This window comes from Providencia sp. PROV236, from assembly GCF_033676985.1.
Taxonomy (GTDB): Bacteria; Pseudomonadota; Gammaproteobacteria; order Enterobacterales; family Enterobacteriaceae; genus Providencia; species Providencia manganoxydans.
Genome location: NZ_CP096297.1, coordinates 1,629,319 through 1,650,901 on the forward strand (window position 1 = coordinate 1,629,319; position 21,583 = coordinate 1,650,901).

Here is a 21,583-nt window from a genome sequence, read left to right on the forward strand (position 1 = left end):
ATATCCGTCATATTTTAAGTTGCGTTTATGTTGACGGTACTTAGCTGTATGAATGCCTTAAAATTATAAATTACTGTAGTTTTATGGTAGATTTTACAGCTTGTTAGCTCGCAGCTTAAAATATTTGGGCTTCGTTTTTGCCGTGGTGGCATTATCATTCAACAACTAGAGATAGCAGCGATGCAGGATTTGCGTCTGATATTAGTGGTCGTAGGTGCGATAGCCATAGTTGCGCTGTTACTGCATGGTCTATGGACCAGCCGTAAAGAGCGCTCAAAGTTATTCCGTGATCGTCCCGTAAAACGCCGAAAACATGACAGTCAGGAGAAATCGTCAGATTATGATGATGATTCTGCATTATTCAATGAAACTGAAGCACAAGAGAAACCTATCTCTCAGCCTGCGGTTTCTGAACCTGTGCGTCAGGTAAAGGAAGAACGTCGTGTCGAGCCTGATTTGCCACCCATTACACCTTCTGCTCATGATACCGAACCTGTATTAAATATTACGCCAGCGCGTTCAGAGCCTATTGTGTCTGATGTCGCTCCACAGGTCGATATTGTGAACGAACAATCTGCTGCGAAAGTCACAACTTCCCAGCCATCTGCTGCTGTGCGTACCCCGCATACGCCAGAGCAACCAGAATTCAATTTCGATATTAATGACAATCAAGAGGAGCAACAGCCGATACACCATGAACAGGAACAGGCGCACACTGAGAAGAAAACTGAACAACCGCAAAGTGAATCTCCAACGAACAACAAGGAGACGGTTCTGGTTCTTCATGTAGCTGCTCATCAAGGCCAAGTTTTACAAGGTGAAGTGCTGTTACAAAGTATCTTACAAGCAGGGTTCCAGTTTGGTGAAATGCGTATTTTCCATCGCCATGTGCACCCTTCGGGGACTGGCCCTGTGCTGTTTAGCCTTGCAAATATGGTTAAACCGGGTTCATTTGATCCTGAGACCATGTCTGAGTTTACGACGCCGGGTGTCTCCATGTTTATGATGGTGCCATCTTATGGTGATGCAAGCCAAAACTTCAAGTTAATGCTACAGGCAGCACAACGCATCGCTTCAGATGCGGGCGGTGTTGTCCTTGATGATGAGCGTAAAATGTTAACACCTCAAAAAATAGAGGTGTATCATGCTCGAATTCGCAATACACTAAATTAATTATCAGAACGACCGAAACCCCCCTTAATTGGGGGGTTTACATTTATGGGTGAAACATGACGACAAAATCACATCTCGATGCGCTCAAACAGCAATTACGTTATCACGAATATCAATATCATGTATTAGATGCGCCTGAAATTCCGGATGCTGAATATGACAAACTCATGCAAGAACTCAAAGCCATCGAAGCAGAGCATCCTGAATGGATAACTAGCGACTCGCCGACACAGCGTGTTGGTGCAGCACCACTAGCTGCATTTGATACTGTTCGTCATGAAATACCGATGTTATCGCTTGATAATGTGTTTGATGAGGAAAGCTACCTTGCGTTTGATAAACGCGTTAGAGATCGATTGAAAGACCAACAAGAGCAAACTTTTTGCTGTGAATTAAAACTCGATGGCCTCGCGGTAAGTTTATTATATGAAAATGGCGAGCTGACCCAAGCAGCAACGAGAGGCGATGGCACTGTTGGCGAAAATATCACATCGAATGTGAGAACGATCCGTGCTATTCCACTGCGTTTAATCGGAGATAACATTCCTGCCCGCGTAGAAATTCGTGGTGAAGTGTTTATGCCACAAAAAGGATTTGAAGCCCTCAATGAGGAAGCTCGCCGTACAGGTGGTAAAGTGTTTGCTAACCCCCGAAATGCAGCCGCAGGCTCATTACGTCAGCTTGATCCTCGCATCACCGCAAAAAGACCACTGACTTTTTATTGTTATGGTGTAGGTTTAGTGGAGGGTGAAACATTACCAGATACCCATTATGAGCGTTTGATGCAATTTAAAGCGTGGGGCTTACCTGTTAGTGATTATGTTCAACTGAAAACTGGCCATAAAGCGGTATTAGATTTTTATCATGAAATAGAAAGAATTCGCCCATCGCTTGGTTTTGATATTGATGGGGTCGTGATCAAAATTAACTCGATTGCGACTCAAGAGCAATTAGGCTTTGTATCTCGTGCTCCTCGTTGGGCTACCGCGTTTAAATTCCCTGCGCAAGAACAAATGACCTTATTAAAAGACGTTGAATTTCAAGTAGGGCGTACTGGAGCCATTACACCCGTTGCGCGCTTAGAACCTGTTCAGGTTGCTGGTGTGATAGTCAGTAATGCGACACTACATAATGCAGATGAAATAGAACGTTTAGGCGTACATATTGGTGATACAGTGGTGATCCGCCGAGCAGGTGATGTGATCCCGCAAATTGTTAGCGTAGTTGGATCAGAACGACCAGCAGATAGTCGTGAAATCGTATTCCCAACTCATTGTCCAGTCTGTGGTTCAGATGTCGAACGCATAGAAGGCGAAGCTGTTGCGCGTTGTACTGGTGGTCTGATTTGTGGCGCCCAGCGCAAAGAAGCATTAAAACATTTTGTGTCACGCCGTGCTATGGATGTCGATGGCATGGGAGACAAAATTATCGACCAACTGGTTGAAAAAGAGTATGTAAAAACACCCGCAGATTTATATCAATTGAGTGCAGGTATTCTCACCGGGCTGGATAGAATGGGGCCTAAATCGGCACAGAATTTAGTGGATGCTTTAGAGAAATCGAAAGCAACGACACTCGCACGTTTTATTTATGCTTTAGGTATTCGTGAGGTTGGAGAAGCAACAGCGGCGAATCTCGCGTCGCATTACGGTACCCTTGAAGCCGTGATGGCAGCAGATGAAGAGTCACTAAAAACAGTACAAGATATTGGTCACGTTGTGGCTAAGCATGTGGTTAATTTCTTCCGTGAAGAGCATAACCAAGCGGTGATCCAAGATTTGCTAAATAAAGCGAATATTCACTGGCCACAAGCAGTTGCGATAGATGTCAGCAGTATTGATAGCCCATTTGCAGGGAAAACAGTGGTATTAACCGGATCGATGAGCCGCTTAACCCGCGATGAAGCAAAAGATAAGTTGGTCGCATTAGGGGCTAAGGTTGCTGGTAGTGTTTCGAAGAAAACTGATTTAGTGATTGCAGGGGAAGCGGCAGGCTCCAAACTGGCTAAAGCAAATGAATTGGGTATTCAAGTCATTGATGAAGATGAGCTTATTCGTTTGCTAGGTTCTTGATTTTCTACTATAGTTTTTGAGTGTCATCATCTGAAAATAGGTGATGACATGACCTATATCAACTTATAGGTTAACAGTCAGTATTTCCGCTTAAAGTGTGATCGGCATTAGCTTTCTACAAAATACAATGTATCCATTTTCATGCTAATGTGACGGTTGTCGCATTTAAATGTCGCCTATTACATAGAATATACACATAAACCGCTTTGTTTAAATTTGTTGGAGTCGCATATGACCTCGATCCTGCATTTTGTTTTATCTCTTGTTGTAATTGGCGCTCTTGCGACATTAGCAAGTAGTAACCGTAAGGCAATCCGACTACGTTATGTTGTACAATTACTGGTTATTCAAGTTGCATTAGCTTATTTCTTCTTGCACTCTGATGTAGGTTCTTCGTTTGTATTAGGCGTCGCAGGTGTCTTTGAACACTTATTAGGATATGCAGCTGAAGGGACTAAATTTATCTTTGGTGGCATGATCGAAGGCCATTTAGCGTTCTTCTTCTTGCAAGTTCTTTGTCCTATCATCTTTATTTCAGCACTGATCGGTATTTTACAGCATATCAAAGTGTTACCTATTGTGATCCGCATCATTGGTACCGTGCTATCTAAAGTGAATGGCATGGGAAAATTGGAGTCATTTAACGCGGTTAGTTCATTATTACTCGGACAGTCTGAAAACTTTATTGCTTATAAAGACCAACTAGGCAAAATGTCAGAACGCAGAATGTACACCATGGCGGCGACTGCAATGTCGACAGTTTCAATGTCAATTGTGGGTGCTTACATGACAATGTTAGAACCTCGCTATGTAGTTGCAGCGTTGGTGCTGAACATGTTTGGTACTTTCGTTGTACTTTCACTGATTAACCCATATCCACCAGAAGCAGAAGAAGAGTTGCAAATGAGCAACATTCATGAAGGTCAAAGCTTCTTTGAAATGCTGGGTGAATATATTCTTGCTGGTTTTAAAGTCGCGATTATTGTTTCTGCTATGCTGATCGGCTTCATTGCTTTGATTGCAATGGTGAATGGTATTTGTGTTGCGCTGTTCGATATTAAATTCCAAACAATGCTAGGTTATGTATTTTATCCTTTTGCTTGGATACTCGGCATTCCTGCTGATGAAGCTTTACAAGTAGGCGGTATCATGGCAGTGAAAATGGTGACGAATGAATTTGTTGCTATGGGGGATTTACAAGCAGCGGCGGCGGCACTTTCTCCTCGCTCCGTGGGTATTTTATCGGTATTCTTAGTTTCTTTTGCTAACTTCTCATCAATTGGTATTGTAGCAGGCGCAATCAAAGGCTTGAATGAGAAGCAAGGTAATACCGTTGCTCGCTTTGGTTTAAAACTTCTGTTTGGTTCAACATTAGTTAGCTTTTTATCAGCGGCGGTTGTTGGGCTCATTCTATAACGCTAATAAAAATGTTAAAATGACTAACGGCATTCATTATGAATGCCGTTTTTGCTTGGAGAGAAAATGGAAAAACAAGATCTTATCGATATAGCAAATACGCAAATGCCATTTGGGAAATACAAAGGTATAACCTTAGTCGATCTCCCTGAGGAGTACTTGTTGTGGTTCTATAAGAAAGGTGAGTTCCCGAAAGGGCGACTTGGGCAATTAATGGAAATGGCATTAGGGCTTAAAATAGAAGGGCTGGATAGCCTTGTAAAGCCGTTAAAACGTGTCTGACTTACTCGTCATACTTCAAGTTGTTATGTTCAATCACATTACTCGCCTAATGTTAACTTGAATTCTTTAGAGTAGTGATTGAAATTAGATATGAGGATTTGGTGGAGCTAAGCGGGATCGAACCGCTGACCTCTTGCATGCCATGCAAGCGCTCTCCCAGCTGAGCTATAGCCCCAATAGATTTGATTTTGGATAAACACCTAACAGGGAATTAGGTGGTGGAGCTAAGCGGGATCGAACCGCTGACCTCTTGCATGCCATGCAAGCGCTCTCCCAACTGAGCTATAGCCCCAACAAAATCTATGGACGGAGGGCATGATATTCAAGCAATGTCAGGGTGTCAATCAAATAATGTGGTTTTGAGTTTAACTGCTGAATTATAGAGCATTTAAACAGCAAATCAGTGGGATGGGTTGGATTTTGAGAGATCCCTATGCCGCCATATACAGCATAGGGAAGTGCTGATAATTATTGAGCTGATGCTTCACGTTCAGCGATAAAAGCAAGTGCTTTATCAATACGAGCAACAGAGCGTGCTTGACCAATAGCATGGACAGTCACATCTAAAGCAGGCGATTGGCCTGCACCTGTTACTGCAACGCGCAATGGCATACCCACTTTACCCATACCGACTTCAAGCTCAGTCGCAGTCTGCTCAATAGCTTGATGAACGTTTTCAGCCGTCCACTCAGTGATAGCGGCCAGTTTCTGTTTCACCGTTTCTAATGGCTGGCGAGCAACTGGGCGCAAATGTTTTTTCGCAGCATCTGCATCGAACTCATTAAACTCTTCATAGAAATAATGGCAAGACTCGGCCATTTCTTTGAGTGTTTTACAGCGTTCGCCGAGTAATTTCACTAGTTCAGCCAATTGTGGCCCATTTTGTGTATCAATATTTTGTTGCTCAATATGCCATGCAAGGTGAACAGCAACTTCTTCAGCTGGCAAGTGGTTAATATAATGGTGATTTAACCAAAGCAATTTATCTGTATTGAACGCACTTGCTGATTTGCTAATGGCATCTAAGCTGAAGTAGTTGATCATTTCTTCACGGGTGAAAATTTCCTGATCACCATGTGACCACCCTAAACGTACTAAATAATTAAGTAGAGCTTCAGGTAAATAGCCTTCATCACGATATTGCATCACGCTAACTGCGCCATGGCGTTTAGACAGTTTTTTACCGTCGTCACCTAAGATCATGGAAACGTGAGCGTACTCAGGTACAGGTGCACCCAAAGCTTTTAATATATTGATCTGGCGAGGAGTATTGTTGATGTGATCTTCACCGCGGATCACATGGGTAATTTCCATGTCCCAGTCATCAATAACGACACAGAAGTTATAAGTTGGTGAACCATCAGTGCGGCGAATAATAAGGTCATCAAGCTCTTGGTTACTAAATTCGATAGGGCCACGAATGTTATCATCAAAGATAACAGAACCTTCTTGTGGGTTGCGAAAACGCACCACATGAGGCTCATCTGCTGTGTGATTATGAGCATGGTCACGGCAGCAACCATCGTAGCGAGGTTTTTCACCTGAAGCCATTTGCTGGTCACGTAGCGCTTCTAAACGTTCTTTTGAGCAATAGCAACGATAGGCAGTGCCTGCATCAAGCATTTGATCAATGACATCGTTATAGCGATCAAAGCGCTTAGTTTGGTAGTAAGGGCCTTCATCCCAATTTAAATTTAACCAGTTCATACCATCCATAATGGCATCGATAGCTTCCTGAGTTGAACGTTCTAAGTCGGTATCTTCGATACGTAGAACAAACTCGCCTTGATTATGGCGGCTGAATAACCAGGAATAAAGCGCGGTACGCGCTCCACCAACATGTAAATAACCTGTTGGACTAGGTGCAAAACGGGTTTTAATTTTACTCATCGAGATTGCCTTAATTGCGATACGGGTTTCTAACGTGCCTATACTCTAAATAATTCGAGGTGCAGCGAGGCGACAAGTGAGCGAGTCGCTGAAAGCATACATGGGTATGTGACTAGTAAAAGAGGGCGTAGTCACCATACCTTAACGAAAAGCGCTGCAACTTGAAGTATGACGAGTATAAAATGTAGTTCTATTCTATCACTCTACAGTGATACCTCAATAAAGTTATCTGTAGTTAGATAAATAAAATCTGTTTAAAGAAGCAAATAGCCATTTTTTACCAGCATAAAAATAATTTTCGACTAATATTGTTTTTGTTAGGTGGTATAAATCAACCTGATTCTGGTTAAATAAGATTCTTTTCTGATGAATATTGGTACATCTTGCTTATTTTTACAACGAACAGAAAAAATCTATTCAAAAACCGTTGACTCAGAACGAGGGATCCCTATAATGCACCTCCATCGACGACAGGGCGATTAGCTCAGTTGGTAGAGCATCTCCCTTACAAGGAGGAGGTCACTGGTTCGAACCCGGTATCGCCCACCACTGTCGACGATAAAGAAGTACTTAGTAGTAAGCAGTAAATAAATGGGCGATTAGCTCAGTTGGTAGAGCATCTCCCTTACAAGGAGGAGGTCACTGGTTCGAGCCCGGTATCGCCCACCATTTATTTACCCAATATGTGAAACTTGTCATGAAGTGGGCGATTAGCTCAGTTGGTAGAGCATCTCCCTTACAAGGAGGAGGTCACTGGTTCGAACCCGGTATCGCCCACCACTTCATTAGTTAGTCGCATTATATCAATTTAGATTTATAGATGGGTCGTTAGCTCAGTCGGTAGAGCAGTTGACTTTTAATCAATTGGTCGCAGGTTCGAATCCTGCACGACCCACCATCTAAAGATACAAAACCAATCATTTTTAAGATGGGTTGTTGGCTCAGTCAGTAGATTATTGTGTTTTTCAAGATGGTTGCAGGTTTGACCCGTAAGGGTAAGTCCGAAGGACTAAAATACTGTACGTATATCAAGCATTTTTAGTATCAAAATTCAACGATGGGTCGTTAGCTCAGTTGGTAGAGCAGTTGACTTTTAATCAATTGGTCGCAGGTTCGAATCCTGCACGACCCACCATCTAAACAACCTCTTCTATTCTTAATCCCCAAAAAAGATCCTTGCATGTTGCACGTAGAGTGCGGGTGAGAAGCTGCGTTCAGGTTCGAGCCGAGCGAAGCGAGACAGCGTTGCGCTTGCGCAACGACCCGAAGGGTGAGGCCATCGGCCGAGTCATCCTGCACGACCCACCATCTAAACAACCTCCTCTATTCTTAATCCCCAAAAAAGATCCTTGCATATTGCACGTAGAGTGCGGGTGAGAAGCTGCGTTCAGGTTCGAGCCGAGCGAAGCGAGACAGCGTTGCGCTTGCGCAACGACCCGAAGGGCGAGGCCATCGGGCGAGTCATCCTGCACGACCCACCATCTAAAGAAACACTCCGTTCTTAATCCCAAAAAAAGATCCTTGCATGCTGTACGTAGAGTGCGGGTGAGAAGCTCTACGATTGATTCTCTCTCAAACGTCTACATCATACCTAGAATAGATACCAAACATACATCCAAATGATTTACAGCGAAGCTATAGCGCTTTTAATGGCTTTACCAACATATGTACTCAATTGGTTTGTATTCACAATATTTCAACTCACAGCAATTTTAGCTAAAGTTAGGGGTTGGCTATTTATCTGTATTTCTCGGTGTTCATTGATTTGTGATCTAGAGATGTTGGTTTGAATCATCATTTTGATGACTATATTCTCATTGTCACATTAGCAAACAAATTAATGCTCCTCCTGTAATATATACATACTACCCACTAAGCCATTCCATATTGTTATGTTTGCATAAGAGATAAAGAGATGAGCTTTGTCATTTAAATTAAATTGTAGTGCCCTCAGTCAACCCTTGTGAAGTTTTCTAAGCTAATTAGCATTATTAGTTGTCAGAGGAGGGATGAGACATTCAAGATACCTTACAGGTTGTTTAATTTAATACTGTGGTTTACCACAATGATAAAATACCATGCTAAACATAAATCAAAAACAAAAATACTTATTAATATGACAATAGGGAATGTAAATATACTGTTTAAAGATATATATGGATCATTCTTTTATTGTAACGTGACGTTATTTTTTTTTACAATTTAATTGTAAACAGTTTGATGTTAAGGAGTCCGTATTCGTTAATATGCTATTAATTTAGCATAGAGTGATAGAGCATGTATAAAGACATTCAAATAGTTTAAGAGTTGAGGCTTTAGGTATATAAAATACACAGTTCAATAAAAGATAGTCTAACAAATTTTTTAGCTTGTAATTACTCTAATAGTGAGTTATGGAACACTGCATTGTTGTATCTCTTGTGGTTCTATTAAAATTATTACGAAGTAAGGGAAATTTACTATTGTGTAAGAGAATTAGGAGTTAAGCATAAATAGCTAGTTTTTAGGATTAAGTCGGTTTCTTTTGGGCTAATTTGGTAAGAATTATATTGGGTATTACTCAATAGTCAGTGATTTATAATGCGATAAAAATCTACAAAGGTAAATTTTATGGAGATAAATTCTTACTGTTTAGTTTATGGGGTGAATATACAGTAGCTCTATCATATTTAGATTTGTTTTTTAACATAAAAAACTGTGTATTTCAAAGAATTTAAATTTTTATTTTTTGTGATATGCTTCATGTATAGCAAACCAAAAAGATACATAACGTTAATGTTTTGTTATGTTTAGTGAGCTAGCTATAGTTTTTCTTATGCTACTTTAAAAATTCAGTGTTTTTTGTCGATTGTAACAAAAAGACTATTGATATAAGCTATTGATATTTAAGATATCAAAATGATAATATGGGAATAATTTCTCTTTTTTACTTTGTTTTACACTATTTGTGTGTTTATCGTATTGTGTGTATTCATTTTATGAATATCGGTTTCAAAAATCATTAATACTGTTACAGTATTAAATTATTCTGTTTATTTCCGTTATTTTTAGATTATTTATCGGGTAAATAAGGTTAATTTAGGTTTAAATTTTGTGGTTACCTGCGGGACTATGTTTGCCTAGAACAACAACTATTAATTGTTAAATGCTTTAATTTATTGAAAGTAAAGGAAAATCCTCATTTTTAAGGCATTTTGTGATTATGATAATATTTAGTTACATAGTTGCAATGTCATTTTTGGATTAGTTGAAACTAATTATATTGCTAGTATATCATCCCTCTCAAGATATAGGCTGAATCGTCGTTAATACATCCAAATGGCTATATCATAAATAAAGATAACAATAGAAAAACACAGAGAATCACCTGCTGATTTTTTATTTCATTAATAATATAAGTTGAAGCGAGAATGTTTATGAATACAAAATATCCTGTCGCTTGTGCAGTTGGACAAAAAATTAAATCGTTAAGAAAGTCTCAAGGCTATACTGTTTTTCAGTTAGCTAAAGAGATTGATATCAGCGAGCAACAACTATTCCGTTATGAACGTGGAGTAAACCGTATAGATATCGACTGTTTAGTAAGAGTACTGAAAGTATTAGATGTAAATATGGGGGAATTCTTTAGTGAAGTCCTTCAAGATGATACCCATGCAAGTGAAGATAAAGAATCTAAAGGGTTTGACGACTCTATTTATTCTCTTATCTAACTATTGATTATATATGTTCCAAAGTGGAACTTAATTAAGTAATCTAGAACTTAATTGTTTCAATTAAGAACATTATATAAATAGACATTGAGAACTTTCTCTATTGTACTATCAATAAATACTGCATCTGTCATTATTTATATACTATGAAATAAAAGCCCTCTCATGGGCTTTTATTTTTTTATGGTCAGAAATACCGAATATCATATGAGTGGAAATAAAAAATTACTGGATGCTCCAGAGATAATAAAGTGAAAAACAATGATTTTAAGTAAATATATTGATATAGGGGATGTCAATGTCAGCTAATTCATACTCCCATAATTCATGTTGTAGCGCTTTTCGTTAAGGCGTACTGATTATGTCCACTTACGCTAGTTACGTATTTCCTATGTTCCTAGCGCCTCGTTGACTTGGTCTTCTAACTACGCCTTGAATTATTTAGAGTATATAATCAAAAATGGCGTTTAGATTTTTACTAGCTATCCTCTAAAGGTATTGGCTCTAATACCACCGTGACTATCCGTGAACCAATCATCTCACGGATCCTCATCTGTAAAGACGTCAAGCTAATTACCATGCCCTGCGTTGGTTCTCCAGTTGAGATACTATAAATAAACTGATCTAGCGTTTGTATGTTCTCATTATCAATTTGAATGCCATAAGATTCATAAATTTCATCAAGCCTTGTTGTTCCTTTTAGGCTAAGCCCTGTTGATGGTAGCTCTATGGGCATTAACTCGGAAGAAATCTTTTCAGAGAATAGACGCTCGAGAAAAAGACGATTTTCAGGTTTCAGGACGACAAATAAATGATCATTGGCAAGTAACTTTGTTGAACCTCTAGGAGGAAGAACGCTCTTACCGCGAGTGATCATGGCAATAACGGTTTGGTCAGGTAAAGCCAATTGTGATAAACGGCGGTCAACAGCAGAGCAATCTTCACCTAAAGTATATTCGACAAGATCTGCATCAATTTGATCGACAGCTGTGATATCAAGCGTTGCGGCTGGAAGAAGAGGAGGGGGCTGCATCAAATTCAGTTTGCGGGCGACATAAGGTAAAGTTGAGCCTTGTAATGTAGCCGATATTAACACCACAAAAAACACCACATCAAAAATTAGATTTGCTCCAGGTAAGCCATAAATAAAAGGAAAGATGGCTAATATAATAGGGACAGAGCCGCGCAGACCAACCCAAGAGACTAATGTGATCTCTTCGCGATTGAACCCAAATAATTTTAACACAGGAACAACAGCAATTGGGCGAGCAATAAAGGTTAATACCAGTGCAATAACTAGCCCTTCAAACCACACTTCCAGTAATGAACTTGGGTTGACTAACAAGCCTAACATGACGAACATGATAATTTGGCTTAGCCAAGCTAACCCATCATGAAATAAGAAAGTATTGCGCTGAAAAACAAAACGAGCATTACCGATAACGACGCCAGTCACAAAAATTGATAAGAAACCACTACCTTGTAAATTGCTTGCAATACCAAAGGATAGTAAGCCACAAGCTGCTACTAATACAGGGTAAAGTCCTGTGGCCAGTAATTTAATCTTATTAATAATTTTGATCGATAGCCAGCCAACGCTTAGACCAACTAAGGTACCAATCCCCATTTGACTGATAAATAATAATAGTAGCTCGCTACCTGAAGCTTGCTGGTTCATTAGTAATTGTAACAGGCCGACGGTTAAAAAAATTGCCATCGGGTCGTTAGTGGCACTTTCAATCTCTAAAGTTGATTGCAAACGTTCATTAAGATAGATCCCTGCATTACGTAATAATGAAAAAACGGCAGCGGCATCCGTTGACCCCACAATTGCGCCAAGTAAAAGGCCTTCAAGTAGCGGTATACCTAAAATGTACGCCGCAGCTAATCCTGTAATACCTGCGGTGACTAATACACCAAATGTAGCGAGAGTGAATGCGGGTTTCCAAACAAGGCGAATAGATTTCACCGAAGTTTGCAAACCCCCATCAAATAAGATCAGTGCTAATGCTAGAGAACCAACGGCATAAGAGACGTTAACATTGTTAAACGCAATTTGGCCAATGCCATCTTCCCCTGCTAGCATGCCGATGAATAGGAACATAACCAGCATTGGCAAGCCTAGCCGAGCCGAGAGTTTACTGGAAAAAATACCCAGTAAGATGAGTATAGAAGTGAGTAATATTAACTGTTCAATTGTTAGCATAATCAGATTTAAGTTAGGGGGTGAGTAACACGCTGATAATGTATCATTGTTGCGAGTAAGGTCATCAGCAATGAAAATAAAACAATTAAGATAGTACTATGGCTGAAAACACAATAATTTTAATTTAATCGTTATATCACTATGATTATACAACAGATAAAAACAAATAAATTGACATATAACTGTATTTTTAAATCAGATGATGTCTTCATATGATAATTTTATTGACTAATTAATAATGTTTAGTACTTGAATTCCTTTAATAATTAATTTATTTAATGTATTTTGATTTTTTGTTTATGTGATTATATTAATTTCATGCTAATCAATCAATTATGTTCTAGTGTGGTTTCTGCATGATAGGATGAGTGAACAATAGTAGGAGAGGGAGAGGAGAAAAATGACCGATAAGTGCGGTTCATACCGGTCATTGTGTTATCAATGATATCTTGCCCTTTTAGCGAGATAATCACCGATCATCTGCATTCCTTGTACAATGATGACCAATGTCACAACGGTAATCGCCATCGCAACATTATCAAAGCGTTGATAGCCATAGTTAAGTGCTAAATCGCCAACACCACCACCACCGACAGCACCTGCCATTGCTGTTGCGCCAACGAGTGTGATACTGGCAGCCGTTAAACTTAGGATCAGAGATGATTTGGCCTCAGGTAAAATAAAGTGCCAAACAATCTGCCAATTGGTTGCTCCCATAGCATCAGCCGCTTCAATAATCCCCGAATGAACGCTTAACAAAGAATTTTCAATTAAACGTGAAGTATAGGGAGCAATATAGATCACTAAAGGTACGATCGCTGCGGTTGTGCCGATTGAAGTGCCAACCATCAGTCGAGTAAGAGGGATCATAGCGACTAATAAAATAATAAAAGGCAATGAACGAATAGTGTTAATAATTGGGTTGATAATGCGGTATATCCATTTGTTTTCCCATATACCATCAGGTCGAGTGACCACTAAAACGATACCTAACAAAATACCTAGTAATGAGCCAATCACCAGCGCAATAGAAACCATGGTAAAGGTTTCGGACATTGCGAGGAAAAATTGTTTACTGGTTAATGCCGTATCAAACCATTGTGTCATAGAGCCCCCTTACTGACTGCAACGCCACGCTGGCGCAAAAATTCAATGCCATCACGAATATTGTTTTCTTCACCAACAATTTGTACAAACATACTGCCTAAAACTACGCCACTGATTTCTTTCATGTTGGCAAATAAAATATTAATTTTTACTTTATCTTGTAATATCAGCTCATTGACCACGGGCTGTTGTGCCGAAGCACCTAAAAACTCTAAGCGATAAACATTGTGTTGATGTTCTAAATTATCTAATACGCGTTTAGGTATTTCCTCATTGAGTACTGTACGCACAAATTTCTGTGTTGTCGGTTGTTGCGGGTTTGCAAATATATCGAGGACTGAGCCTTCTTCAACAACACGACCATTTTCCATCACAGCTACGCGGTGGCAGATTTGTTCAATCACTTCCATTTCATGAGTAACTAATAAAATAGTAATTTTTTGCTCTCTATTGATTTTTTTGAGCAATGATAAAATCGATAATGTGGTCTGTGGATCTAATGCCGATGTGGCTTCGTCACATAATAAAATTTTGGGATTATTAATTAATGCACGAGCAATACCCACTCGCTGCTTTTGTCCACCAGAAAGCTGCCCCGGGTATTGATGTTTTTTATCGCTCAGTTCTACATAAGCTAAAATATCATCAATACGTCGTTCGATTTCTTGTTTACTCACACCAGATAACAGTAATGGCATGGCAATATTTTGGGCAACAGTCTTGGTTTCTAATAAATTAAAATGTTGAAAAATCATGCCAATACTTTTTTTATGAGCTCGAATTTCTGCCGCACTGTGATGTGCGATATTTTGCCCATTAATGATCACTTCACCTGAAGAGGGTTTTTCTAGCTGATTCACTAAGCGGATCAGAGTACTTTTACCCGCACCGCTATAGCCAATAAAACCGAAAATTTCACCTTCATTAATTTGTAAATTAACATTTTGCAGTGCGGTTAGTGACTGGCCTTCTTTTTGATAGATTTTTTCGATGTTTTTAAATGTAATCATAATTACTCCACACTATCCGCTTGGGTGATCCGTAAGCGATAAGGGAGTGCTGGTTGCCACTCATCTCCTAGTAGTTCAGCTTCAGTACTGTCTTTCACCTGTTGCAAGTGTTGTTGTTGATGAGCAAGATAAAGCTTAGCAGCAATATGCTCTGCAAGTTTTAGTGCGCCAGTATTGGTATTAGGGATTAAACCAATAATCGGCCCCATGCTGAGTGATGCCGCTAAATTAAAGCAATACAGATTACTTAATTCAGATAGATGACAGTTTTCTTTTGGCAGAAACTCAAAGTTAGCACCTAAATAAGGATATAAAGCAAATTCACTGTTCTCTTCATCGCTAGGAGGACTATAAACTTCTCCCCATGTACGAATAAAAGGGGTAACTTTGCTAAATGCAGTATGTTTCTGCCAGTTTAAGCGGTAGCCAGTGGCTAAGATCAGATAATCAGCAATATACTCGCCAGTGGTTGTATCAATATGCAGTTTATTATTTTTTACTGTGATCTGCTTGATTTGAGTATCGAAATTAAAATAAGCATTATCATGGCAAGATACTCTCAGCGTGCTGCCATGCGGTGCTGGAGTCTTGGCTTTAACAACATAGTCGCTGTAATGCCATTTTTGAGCGTCAGTAAATTGACTATAGGCTTCGGTAAACCCAGGGTTTCCAGCAACTTTACCGCGATTAACTCTTGGCATATCTTTCGCTCGGATCAGTAATTCAACCGAGCGAGCACCGTGTTCTAATGCAGTAGCTGAGCTATCCATTGCACCAGCGCTGTAGCCAACTACAGCAATATCTAATCCATTGAAACGGCTATAATCACTCCCTGCGTAAGAATGTTCCCAATAATGATTAGGAATAGTATCCATAAATGCAGGAATATTAGGTTCACTGAATGACTCCATACCTGTGGCAAGGATCACATGTTGCGCTTGATAGCGTTGTTCTCCGTCTGGCGTCTTAAAAGTGAGTATATAACCTTGTGCACTTAATTCAGTATCAATTAATTGATATTGATTCAGTACATAAGGTGCGGTCATTTTTTTGAACCATTGAAGATATTCGCCCCATTGCAGGCGTGGAATTTTATCTAGTAAATCCCACTGTTCATCACCGAACTGTGCCTTAAACCAAGCTTGAAACGTCAGTGAAGGTGAGGCAAGTGCGGGGCCAACAACATGTTTTGGTGAACGTAATGTTTCCATTAACGCAGGGGTTTGCCATGGACCTTCTCTTCCTGCAACGGCTTGATCAAATACAACGGATCCAATTCCTTGTAATTTAAGAGCAAAAGCGGCAGTGATACCTGACATTCCAGCGCCAATGATCGCTACATCCAATTGATGATGCGAATGATTTGGCGTTAATGACCAATTTGTTAGCGGTAAATTAAGGTATTGCAAATCACGACGAATTTGCTCTTCCAGAGCCTTTAAACCATTATACGAGGTCATTGGTTTACTCCTTATTTTCTTCGATTTGAAATGGCTCACCTAAAGAAAGCATCAAACGGTTTGCCCAAGAGAAAAACGCAGTAGACTGAATGAGATCGAGTAATTCGAGTTCAGATAATCCCAATTTCCTCAATAAAACAATTTGCTGATGGTTAGCTTGTATCGGTGTAGCAGAAAGCGCAGTTGCTAGGTCGGTGATTGCGGTTAGGCGCTCATCGAAACCGTCGGCAAGTGCTGAGCCAACTGGTGTCGCTAATAACTTTTCAACATCAGTACGACGATCTTTAGCGTATTGACTGGCTTTACGTGCATGAACTGAAGCACAGTAAATACAACCATTAACTTTACTTGCTGCTGCTGCGGCAAATTCACGCTCCCAGCGAGGTAGGCCACCGGCGGTATAAAAAACACCGCGATCAATTAAGGTACGAATTTCCAGAATTTTGCTTTGATGAGCAAGCAATAAAAAATATTCAGAGTTTAGTTGTCCAAACTTTTTCATCACTTGTGTTTCGTCGGCATCAAGAGTTTGAGGATCACGAGCGTTGAGCCATGCTTCCCAACCAAGTTGTTCTTGGGTGAATGCGGTTGGAGAAGGTTTTCCTTGATGTGTTTGTGGGTGATTATTCCACTGCCCAGCAGTAATCAAGGGTGTGTGAATATGTGATGGCTCATGCTGTTGTAGCAATCGCAATCCTTCTATCAAGCGAGCTTGGTAAGTAACAAAGGTAATTAATTGAGCGAGTAAAATGATGTCACTTTCAATCCACCCATGGTGAGTTAAAGCATTGAGTAGCTGATAATCAGTTTGTTTGGGGTGGTTAACCAGTGTTTGTAAATATTTTTCGGCAGCTTTAAAGGCGGGATCAGTTAAATTGAGGGGATGCTGACCTAAAGATTGCTGATAAAAATACGCCAGTGTTGCACTACCTGTTTGCTCGGCCACAATACTCGCGAAGTGATATTTTATTTCAGGTGTTAAACGAGAAGAATCTACGGAAAAAATAATATCAAAAGCGGCTTGAGTATTGTCAGTCGCAGCTGCTCGTTCATTTCTGGTAATTGCTAAATTTGACTCTGGTGTTAGTTCAATGAGTTCATTAATTAAATCATTATTTGGAATAGACATCTTACAATTCTCTTTATATACATTTTTATCTTATTTATTCATTACATAACAAGAAACCCATTATTCGAACGAACAAATCGCTATATCCATATTCCTAAATGTTATTAAAATGGCTTTATATATAATATTAGTAATAAGTTATAGCGATATGTTATAAATCAGATGAAATAATTATGATTATACTGACCCTATTATTTACACAGGGTCGTAACATCATGTTGAAACAAAAAATAAAATATTTAGCTTTAGTTGCCACAGCAGTGATTGCATTGGCTGCATGTAATGATAATAACGAGAAAAATAACCCAAATAAGAAGGAAATAACCATCGGCTTTGGCGTTGGTAATTATATTGATCAAGTCGAAAAAGGAATCGTTCCGATATTAGAAAAAAAAGGTTATAAAGTTACCTTGCGACAATTTTCACAAAATAGGCAAATAAACCCCGCATTTGAAGAGGGATCCATTGACGCTTCAGTAAATCAAAGCCGAGCTTATATGGAAGCGTATAATAAGAAAAATAATATCAATATGGTTGCCTTAGCAGATTCCCCAAGCGCACCACAAAGTTTACGTTCTAACAAACATAAATCATTGAATGAAGTAAAAGATGGTATGATTGTCGCATTATCTAATGATCCGGTAAACGCAGAGCGTGGAGCTCGAATTTTAGAGCAATTAGGTTGGATAAAAATAAAGCCTAATACCAATACATTAACTTTTAGCGTGAATGATATAGAGCCTGCTAAATATAATTTAGATATCCGTGAAACAGATGCTGCGCAAGGTCTACGTTTATTAGATGATGTTGATTTTGTTGTGGTAAATGGTAACTATGTTGCGAGTGCAGGCCAGCGTATTGCGGATGGATTAGTGATTGAAGACTCGCCTTTAGAGCATCGTGTTATTGTGACAGTAATGCAAGATAATGTGAACTCTCAATGGGCAAAAGATTTAAAAGATGCTTTCGAGTCAAAAGAATATGCGGATTATATTCGTTCACAACGCATATATGATGGCTTTATTGAGCCTGAAGTATGGAATAAGTAACTAACAAAATCCTAGTCTACTTTTTATTGTTAATTATGGCCACCTAGTATGTTATTAGGTGGTTTTTTATTATTTTAATATGGTTGGAAATAACAGTGATGTAATATGAAAAATATTCGTCTTGTATTGATGGACAAAGTGTTTATTTTTAGTTAATTAATAAAGGCATTGCTATACTTCAGATAGTCGTGCTTTGGGTGATGAAGTTCACCGGTTGTCTAGCTATACATCTCATTATTTTAAGTATAAAAATAATAACTGAGCAAATACATCGCAAAAGGGAAAATCTATGTCTAACGAATTATTGAATGCCCTAAATTTATTAAAGTCAAAAAAGTGGGTCGATTTAACACATAGTTTTGATCAAGATTCACCACGTTTTTTTATGTTCGAAGCAGCGAAATTTCAGACATTATTCGATTATAAAGATGGTTTTTTTGCACAGCAATTTACTTTCCCCGGTCAATATGGCACGCATATTGATGCTCCATGCCATTTTGTACAAGGGAAACGTTATCTACACGAGTTAGAGCTTAAAGAGTTAGTTTTACCTTTGATCGTCATTGACCAATCACAGCGCGCTAAACAAGATCCAAACTTTGCTTTTTCGCGAGAAGATGTGCTTGATTTTGAAAAACAACATGGACAAATTGAAGCCGGAACTTTTGTTGCGTTGAGAACCGATTGGAGCCATCGCTGGCCATCACAGGAAGCAATGGATAATAAAGATACAGAGGGTAACAATCAAATTCCAGGTTGGGGAATGGATGCATTGACGTTTTTATTTGAAGAACGAGGTATTAAAGCGATTGGTCATGAGACTTTTGATACCGATTCAGCCCAAGATTTTCGGCGTAATAATGCTTTGCAAGGGGAATATTATGTGTTGGAACAAGATACATATCAGATTGAATTAATGACTAATCTTGATAAATTACCAACCCGAGGTGCTGTGATTTTTAATTTGGTCGCCAAACCTAACAATGCCAGTGGTTTCCCTGTTCGTTCTTTTGCAATCTTACCTTAAATTTAATTATCTAAATTTATCAGTGAATTATAGTCGTCACACACCGTGCCGCAGCCGTGTTGGCTGCGCGCACTCGCACGAGTCAAACACCTCAGTAGGCTTCTAGCTATATCTAGAATTATTTAGGATACGATAATAAAAGGCTGGCTGATAAATTTATCTTACTCCCTCTTAATTTATCCACTTCAATCGCATTTTTATGAATATCGTTCCTTAGAGCGATAGTCAGGTTTGGTAATTTGTTTCTATATTAACAAATAGACCCGTCATACTTCGAACTACAAGGTTTTCCGCTAAGGTATGGTGACTACGCAGATGTGAGTTAGTCGCATAATTTTTCTGTTCCTAGCTACATCTCGAATTGTTTAAAGTAAAAATTAACTTTGTATTAAGCATGAGTCGCGATAGGAGAGGGTATGGAAGCAAGAACCGTTGTTATTACAGGTGGTGGTACTGGAATCGGTGCTGCTTGTGCTCAGCTATTTACTCTTCAAGGTGACAAAGTTTTTATCATTGGGCGCCGTGCAGAACCCCTACAAAAAATTGCTCAAGAAACAGGCTCAATAGCCATTGTCGCTGATGTTTCTACTGCAACATCATGGGATGAGAACATTTTGCCACAGATTCAACAGTACACAGATAGAATTGATGTATTAATCTGCAATGCAGGAGGAATGGGGCTAGGGACGGTTGAGGATATGAGCGACCAACAATGGCGGCAAGCCATATCCGCTAATCTAGACAGTGCATTTGCTAGTATTCGTGGATGTTTACCCTTTTTAATACGGAATCAAGGCAACGTACTTTTCATTGGTTCATTAGCGTCTTTAGCTGCTGGCCCTGAAGCTTGTGGTTATGTTACAGCAAAGCATGCACTAATTGGACTCATGCGTTCTGTTGCTCGTGATTATGGAAGACAAGGGGTTAGAGCAAATGCAATTTGTCCCGGCTGGGTAAAAACACCAATGGCGGATGCAGAGATGCAGCCATTGATGGAACAACATCAGTTTTCATTGGATGAGGCTTATCGATATGTTTGCCGTGACGTGCCATTACAACGTCCAGCAAGTGCAAAAGAAATTGCTTTAGCATGCAAGTTTTTATGTTCGGCGGACGCTTCGATTATTACTGGTGCAGCACTGGTTATTGATGGTGGTGCAACAGTTGTCGATTTACCTACTCTCGCTTTTACCTAAGGAGCTATTATGATTGAAGAAGCTGCATTTATCCAAGTGGGCGCATTATCAGATGGTTTTGCACCGGATAGCTATATTTTAGAGGTCAGTAATAAATTAACAGGTAAGACATTTCAATTAAATTTTGCAGATACAATGCAACAAATAGCAGTCTCTTTTCCTGCTGATCAACAAATTAAATGGAAAGATGCTATTGTTGGTTGTAGGATTACTTCTATTCGGCCTGGGGTTTATTTTGTTAATTTTATTTCACCTGAAGATTGGCGTGTAGGGATTACTATTATTATTAACGAGCAAGATAATAACTGTGTCTTGCTTCAAGGCACTTTACCCACGGAAACTGATATACGTATTTCAGCCTTTAGTAAGGTTGAGCAAAATCTGCCATTAACGGATGTTAAAATCGGCATTCAATTTGGAACCCTTGATAATAAGCAAGGACAAGCACCGACTTATACCGCAGAGCTTATTGGTATGCGTAATATGTATACTTATAATCCTAAAGAGCGTTATGAGCATGTTTATCTGAATGAACAATTCTATGCGTGGCATTGTTTGGATGGTGTTGAAAAGGGGTTAGCGGATGTTGACCGTTGTCATTACATTAAAATATCAAATAATCTGTATTTATTTATCTGGCGTGAAAAAATTATCCCAACGTTAGGTATCATCTTGATTGACCTTAATGAAATGAGAACAGATGGTGGAATTATGGGGTATCAAGATCAGGGATTTAGTTCCATTAGTTTATTCCCTGTGGGGGCGCATGCAACGATATTAAATAAAACCGATTACCCTAAAGCGTAATCATTGTGATATTTCAAGTCGTAATGCTTTTCGTTAAGAGGGGCTGATC

Annotated in this window: 15 protein-coding genes, 7 tRNA genes and 2 other RNA genes; 16 read left to right on the forward strand and 8 right to left on the reverse strand. The window is 39.3% G+C overall.

All coding sequences use genetic code 11. The features are described 5' to 3' along the window. The first annotated feature begins 180 nt into the window (after window positions 1-180). The 4 genes from zipA to M1E96_RS07070 all read left to right on the forward strand — a co-directional run bounded on the left by zipA (window position 181) and on the right by M1E96_RS07070 (window position 4,943). Window positions 181-1,173 carry a cell division protein ZipA gene (gene zipA / locus M1E96_RS07055; protein ID WP_272581181.1) on the forward strand — a complete coding sequence of 331 codons (993 nt, stop codon included), beginning with the start codon at window positions 181-183 and terminating at the stop codon, window positions 1,171-1,173. Window positions 1,174-1,229: 56 nt separating this feature from the next. Beyond that, window positions 1,230-3,245: an NAD-dependent DNA ligase LigA gene (gene ligA / locus M1E96_RS07060; protein WP_272581180.1), complete on the forward strand. Its 2,016-nt coding sequence runs from the start codon at window positions 1,230-1,232 to the stop codon at window positions 3,243-3,245. A 231-nt stretch (window positions 3,246-3,476) separates the two neighbouring features. Then, window positions 3,477-4,661, forward strand: a complete 1,185-nt coding sequence (locus M1E96_RS07065; RefSeq protein WP_070928812.1) for a NupC/NupG family nucleoside CNT transporter — start codon at window positions 3,477-3,479, stop codon at window positions 4,659-4,661. A gap of 66 nt (window positions 4,662-4,727) precedes the next feature. After that, a complete protein-coding gene (locus tag M1E96_RS07070; RefSeq protein WP_272581179.1) occupies window positions 4,728-4,943 on the forward strand; it encodes a DUF3820 family protein in 216 nt (71 codons plus the stop codon). A gap of 99 nt (window positions 4,944-5,042) precedes the next feature. On the opposite strand, the gene M1E96_RS07075 is transcribed toward M1E96_RS07070, so the two are convergent. The 3 genes from M1E96_RS07075 to gltX all read right to left on the reverse strand — a co-directional run bounded on the left by M1E96_RS07075 (window position 5,043) and on the right by gltX (window position 6,833). Beyond that, window positions 5,043-5,118 (reverse strand) — tRNA-Ala (locus tag M1E96_RS07075). A gap of 41 nt (window positions 5,119-5,159) precedes the next feature. Then, window positions 5,160-5,235: transfer RNA gene (locus M1E96_RS07080), tRNA-Ala, on the reverse strand. 176 nt (window positions 5,236-5,411) lie between these two features. Further along, window positions 5,412-6,833, reverse strand: a complete 1,422-nt coding sequence (gene gltX / locus M1E96_RS07085) for a glutamate--tRNA ligase (RefSeq protein ID WP_070928811.1) — start codon at window positions 6,831-6,833, stop codon at window positions 5,412-5,414. A 473-nt stretch (window positions 6,834-7,306) separates the two neighbouring features. Here gltX and M1E96_RS07090 point away from each other — a divergent pair. The 8 genes from M1E96_RS07090 to M1E96_RS07125 all read left to right on the forward strand — a co-directional run bounded on the left by M1E96_RS07090 (window position 7,307) and on the right by M1E96_RS07125 (window position 10,543). Beyond that, window positions 7,307-7,382, forward strand: a tRNA-Val gene (locus tag M1E96_RS07090). 44 nt (window positions 7,383-7,426) lie between these two features. Next, window positions 7,427-7,502 (forward strand) — tRNA-Val (locus tag M1E96_RS07095). Between the two features lie 35 nt (window positions 7,503-7,537). Next, a tRNA-Val gene (locus tag M1E96_RS07100) sits at window positions 7,538-7,613 on the forward strand. Window positions 7,614-7,655: 42 nt separating this feature from the next. Next, window positions 7,656-7,731: transfer RNA gene (locus tag M1E96_RS07105), tRNA-Lys, on the forward strand. Between the two features lie 161 nt (window positions 7,732-7,892). Then, window positions 7,893-7,968: transfer RNA gene (locus M1E96_RS07110), tRNA-Lys, on the forward strand. Between the two features lie 45 nt (window positions 7,969-8,013). Further along, window positions 8,014-8,141, forward strand: a non-coding RNA gene (locus tag M1E96_RS07115) — RtT sRNA. A 45-nt stretch (window positions 8,142-8,186) separates the two neighbouring features. After that, a non-coding RNA gene (locus M1E96_RS07120) (RtT sRNA) lies at window positions 8,187-8,314 on the forward strand. 1,935 nt (window positions 8,315-10,249) lie between these two features. After that, window positions 10,250-10,543, forward strand: a complete 294-nt coding sequence (locus M1E96_RS07125; protein ID WP_070928815.1) for a helix-turn-helix domain-containing protein — start codon at window positions 10,250-10,252, stop codon at window positions 10,541-10,543. 478 nt (window positions 10,544-11,021) lie between these two features. On the opposite strand, the gene M1E96_RS07130 is transcribed toward M1E96_RS07125, so the two are convergent. The 5 genes from M1E96_RS07130 to M1E96_RS07150 form a co-directional block, all read right to left on the reverse strand. Beyond that, complete coding sequence (locus tag M1E96_RS07130) at window positions 11,022-12,749, reverse strand: potassium/proton antiporter (protein ID WP_369427444.1); 1,728 nt, start codon at window positions 12,747-12,749, stop codon at window positions 11,022-11,024. A 438-nt stretch (window positions 12,750-13,187) separates the two neighbouring features. After that, window positions 13,188-13,856 (reverse strand): methionine ABC transporter permease, encoded by a 669-nt coding sequence (locus M1E96_RS07135; RefSeq protein ID WP_070928809.1) that lies wholly within the window; start codon window positions 13,854-13,856, stop codon window positions 13,188-13,190. Continuing rightward, window positions 13,853-14,866 carry a methionine ABC transporter ATP-binding protein gene (locus M1E96_RS07140; RefSeq protein WP_140183126.1) on the reverse strand — a complete coding sequence of 338 codons (1,014 nt, stop codon included), beginning with the start codon at window positions 14,864-14,866 and terminating at the stop codon, window positions 13,853-13,855. Before M1E96_RS07140 ends, M1E96_RS07135 begins: the two co-directional genes overlap by 4 nt. Window positions 14,867-14,868: 2 nt before the next feature. Then, window positions 14,869-16,326: an FAD-dependent oxidoreductase gene (locus M1E96_RS07145; RefSeq protein ID WP_337979898.1), complete on the reverse strand. Its 1,458-nt coding sequence runs from the start codon at window positions 16,324-16,326 to the stop codon at window positions 14,869-14,871. A 4-nt stretch (window positions 16,327-16,330) separates the two neighbouring features. Further along, window positions 16,331-17,455, reverse strand: a complete 1,125-nt coding sequence (locus tag M1E96_RS07150; protein WP_140183128.1) for an alkylhydroperoxidase domain protein — start codon at window positions 17,453-17,455, stop codon at window positions 16,331-16,333. A 215-nt stretch (window positions 17,456-17,670) separates the two neighbouring features. Here M1E96_RS07150 and M1E96_RS07155 point away from each other — a divergent pair, with 215 nt between their 5' ends. The 4 genes from M1E96_RS07155 (at window position 17,671) to M1E96_RS07170 (ending at window position 21,534) form a co-directional block, all read left to right on the forward strand. Beyond that, window positions 17,671-18,504: a MetQ/NlpA family ABC transporter substrate-binding protein gene (locus M1E96_RS07155; protein WP_233445746.1), complete on the forward strand. Its 834-nt coding sequence runs from the start codon at window positions 17,671-17,673 to the stop codon at window positions 18,502-18,504. Window positions 18,505-18,793: 289 nt separating this feature from the next. Continuing rightward, the gene (locus M1E96_RS07160; RefSeq protein WP_140183130.1) at window positions 18,794-19,531 is read left to right on the forward strand and encodes a cyclase family protein; all 738 of its coding nucleotides are present in this window, start codon (window positions 18,794-18,796) and stop codon (window positions 19,529-19,531) included. 416 nt (window positions 19,532-19,947) lie between these two features. Next, window positions 19,948-20,727 carry an SDR family NAD(P)-dependent oxidoreductase gene (locus tag M1E96_RS07165; protein WP_272579898.1) on the forward strand — a complete coding sequence of 260 codons (780 nt, stop codon included), beginning with the start codon at window positions 19,948-19,950 and terminating at the stop codon, window positions 20,725-20,727. Between the two features lie 9 nt (window positions 20,728-20,736). Continuing rightward, the gene (locus tag M1E96_RS07170; protein ID WP_272579899.1) at window positions 20,737-21,534 is read left to right on the forward strand and encodes a MoaF C-terminal domain-containing protein; all 798 of its coding nucleotides are present in this window, start codon (window positions 20,737-20,739) and stop codon (window positions 21,532-21,534) included. Window positions 21,535-21,583 lie beyond the last annotated feature (49 nt).

Bases quoted from the DNA above. Each gene is read 5' to 3' on its own strand.
- zipA (WP_272581181.1), top strand. From the start codon at position 181: ATGCAGGATTTGCGTCTGATATTAGTGGTCGTAGGTGCGATAGCCATA.
- ligA (WP_272581180.1), top strand. From the start codon at position 1,230: ATGACGACAAAATCACATCTCGATGCGCTCAAACAGCAATTACGTTAT.
- M1E96_RS07065 (WP_070928812.1), top strand. From the start codon at position 3,477: ATGACCTCGATCCTGCATTTTGTTTTATCTCTTGTTGTAATTGGCGCT.
- M1E96_RS07070 (WP_272581179.1), top strand. From the start codon at position 4,728: ATGGAAAAACAAGATCTTATCGATATAGCAAATACGCAAATGCCATTT.
- gltX (WP_070928811.1), bottom strand. From the start codon at position 6,833: ATGAGTAAAATTAAAACCCGTTTTGCACCTAGTCCAACAGGTTATTTA.
- M1E96_RS07125 (WP_070928815.1), top strand. From the start codon at position 10,250: ATGAATACAAAATATCCTGTCGCTTGTGCAGTTGGACAAAAAATTAAA.
- M1E96_RS07130 (WP_369427444.1), bottom strand. From the start codon at position 12,749: ATGCTAACAATTGAACAGTTAATATTACTCACTTCTATACTCATCTTA.
- M1E96_RS07135 (WP_070928809.1), bottom strand. From the start codon at position 13,856: ATGACACAATGGTTTGATACGGCATTAACCAGTAAACAATTTTTCCTC.
- M1E96_RS07140 (WP_140183126.1), bottom strand. From the start codon at position 14,866: ATGATTACATTTAAAAACATCGAAAAAATCTATCAAAAAGAAGGCCAG.
- M1E96_RS07145 (WP_337979898.1), bottom strand. From the start codon at position 16,326: ATGACCTCGTATAATGGTTTAAAGGCTCTGGAAGAGCAAATTCGTCGT.
- M1E96_RS07150 (WP_140183128.1), bottom strand. From the start codon at position 17,455: ATGTCTATTCCAAATAATGATTTAATTAATGAACTCATTGAACTAACA.
- M1E96_RS07155 (WP_233445746.1), top strand. From the start codon at position 17,671: ATGTTGAAACAAAAAATAAAATATTTAGCTTTAGTTGCCACAGCAGTG.
- M1E96_RS07160 (WP_140183130.1), top strand. From the start codon at position 18,794: ATGTCTAACGAATTATTGAATGCCCTAAATTTATTAAAGTCAAAAAAG.
- M1E96_RS07165 (WP_272579898.1), top strand. From the start codon at position 19,948: ATGGAAGCAAGAACCGTTGTTATTACAGGTGGTGGTACTGGAATCGGT.
- M1E96_RS07170 (WP_272579899.1), top strand. From the start codon at position 20,737: ATGATTGAAGAAGCTGCATTTATCCAAGTGGGCGCATTATCAGATGGT.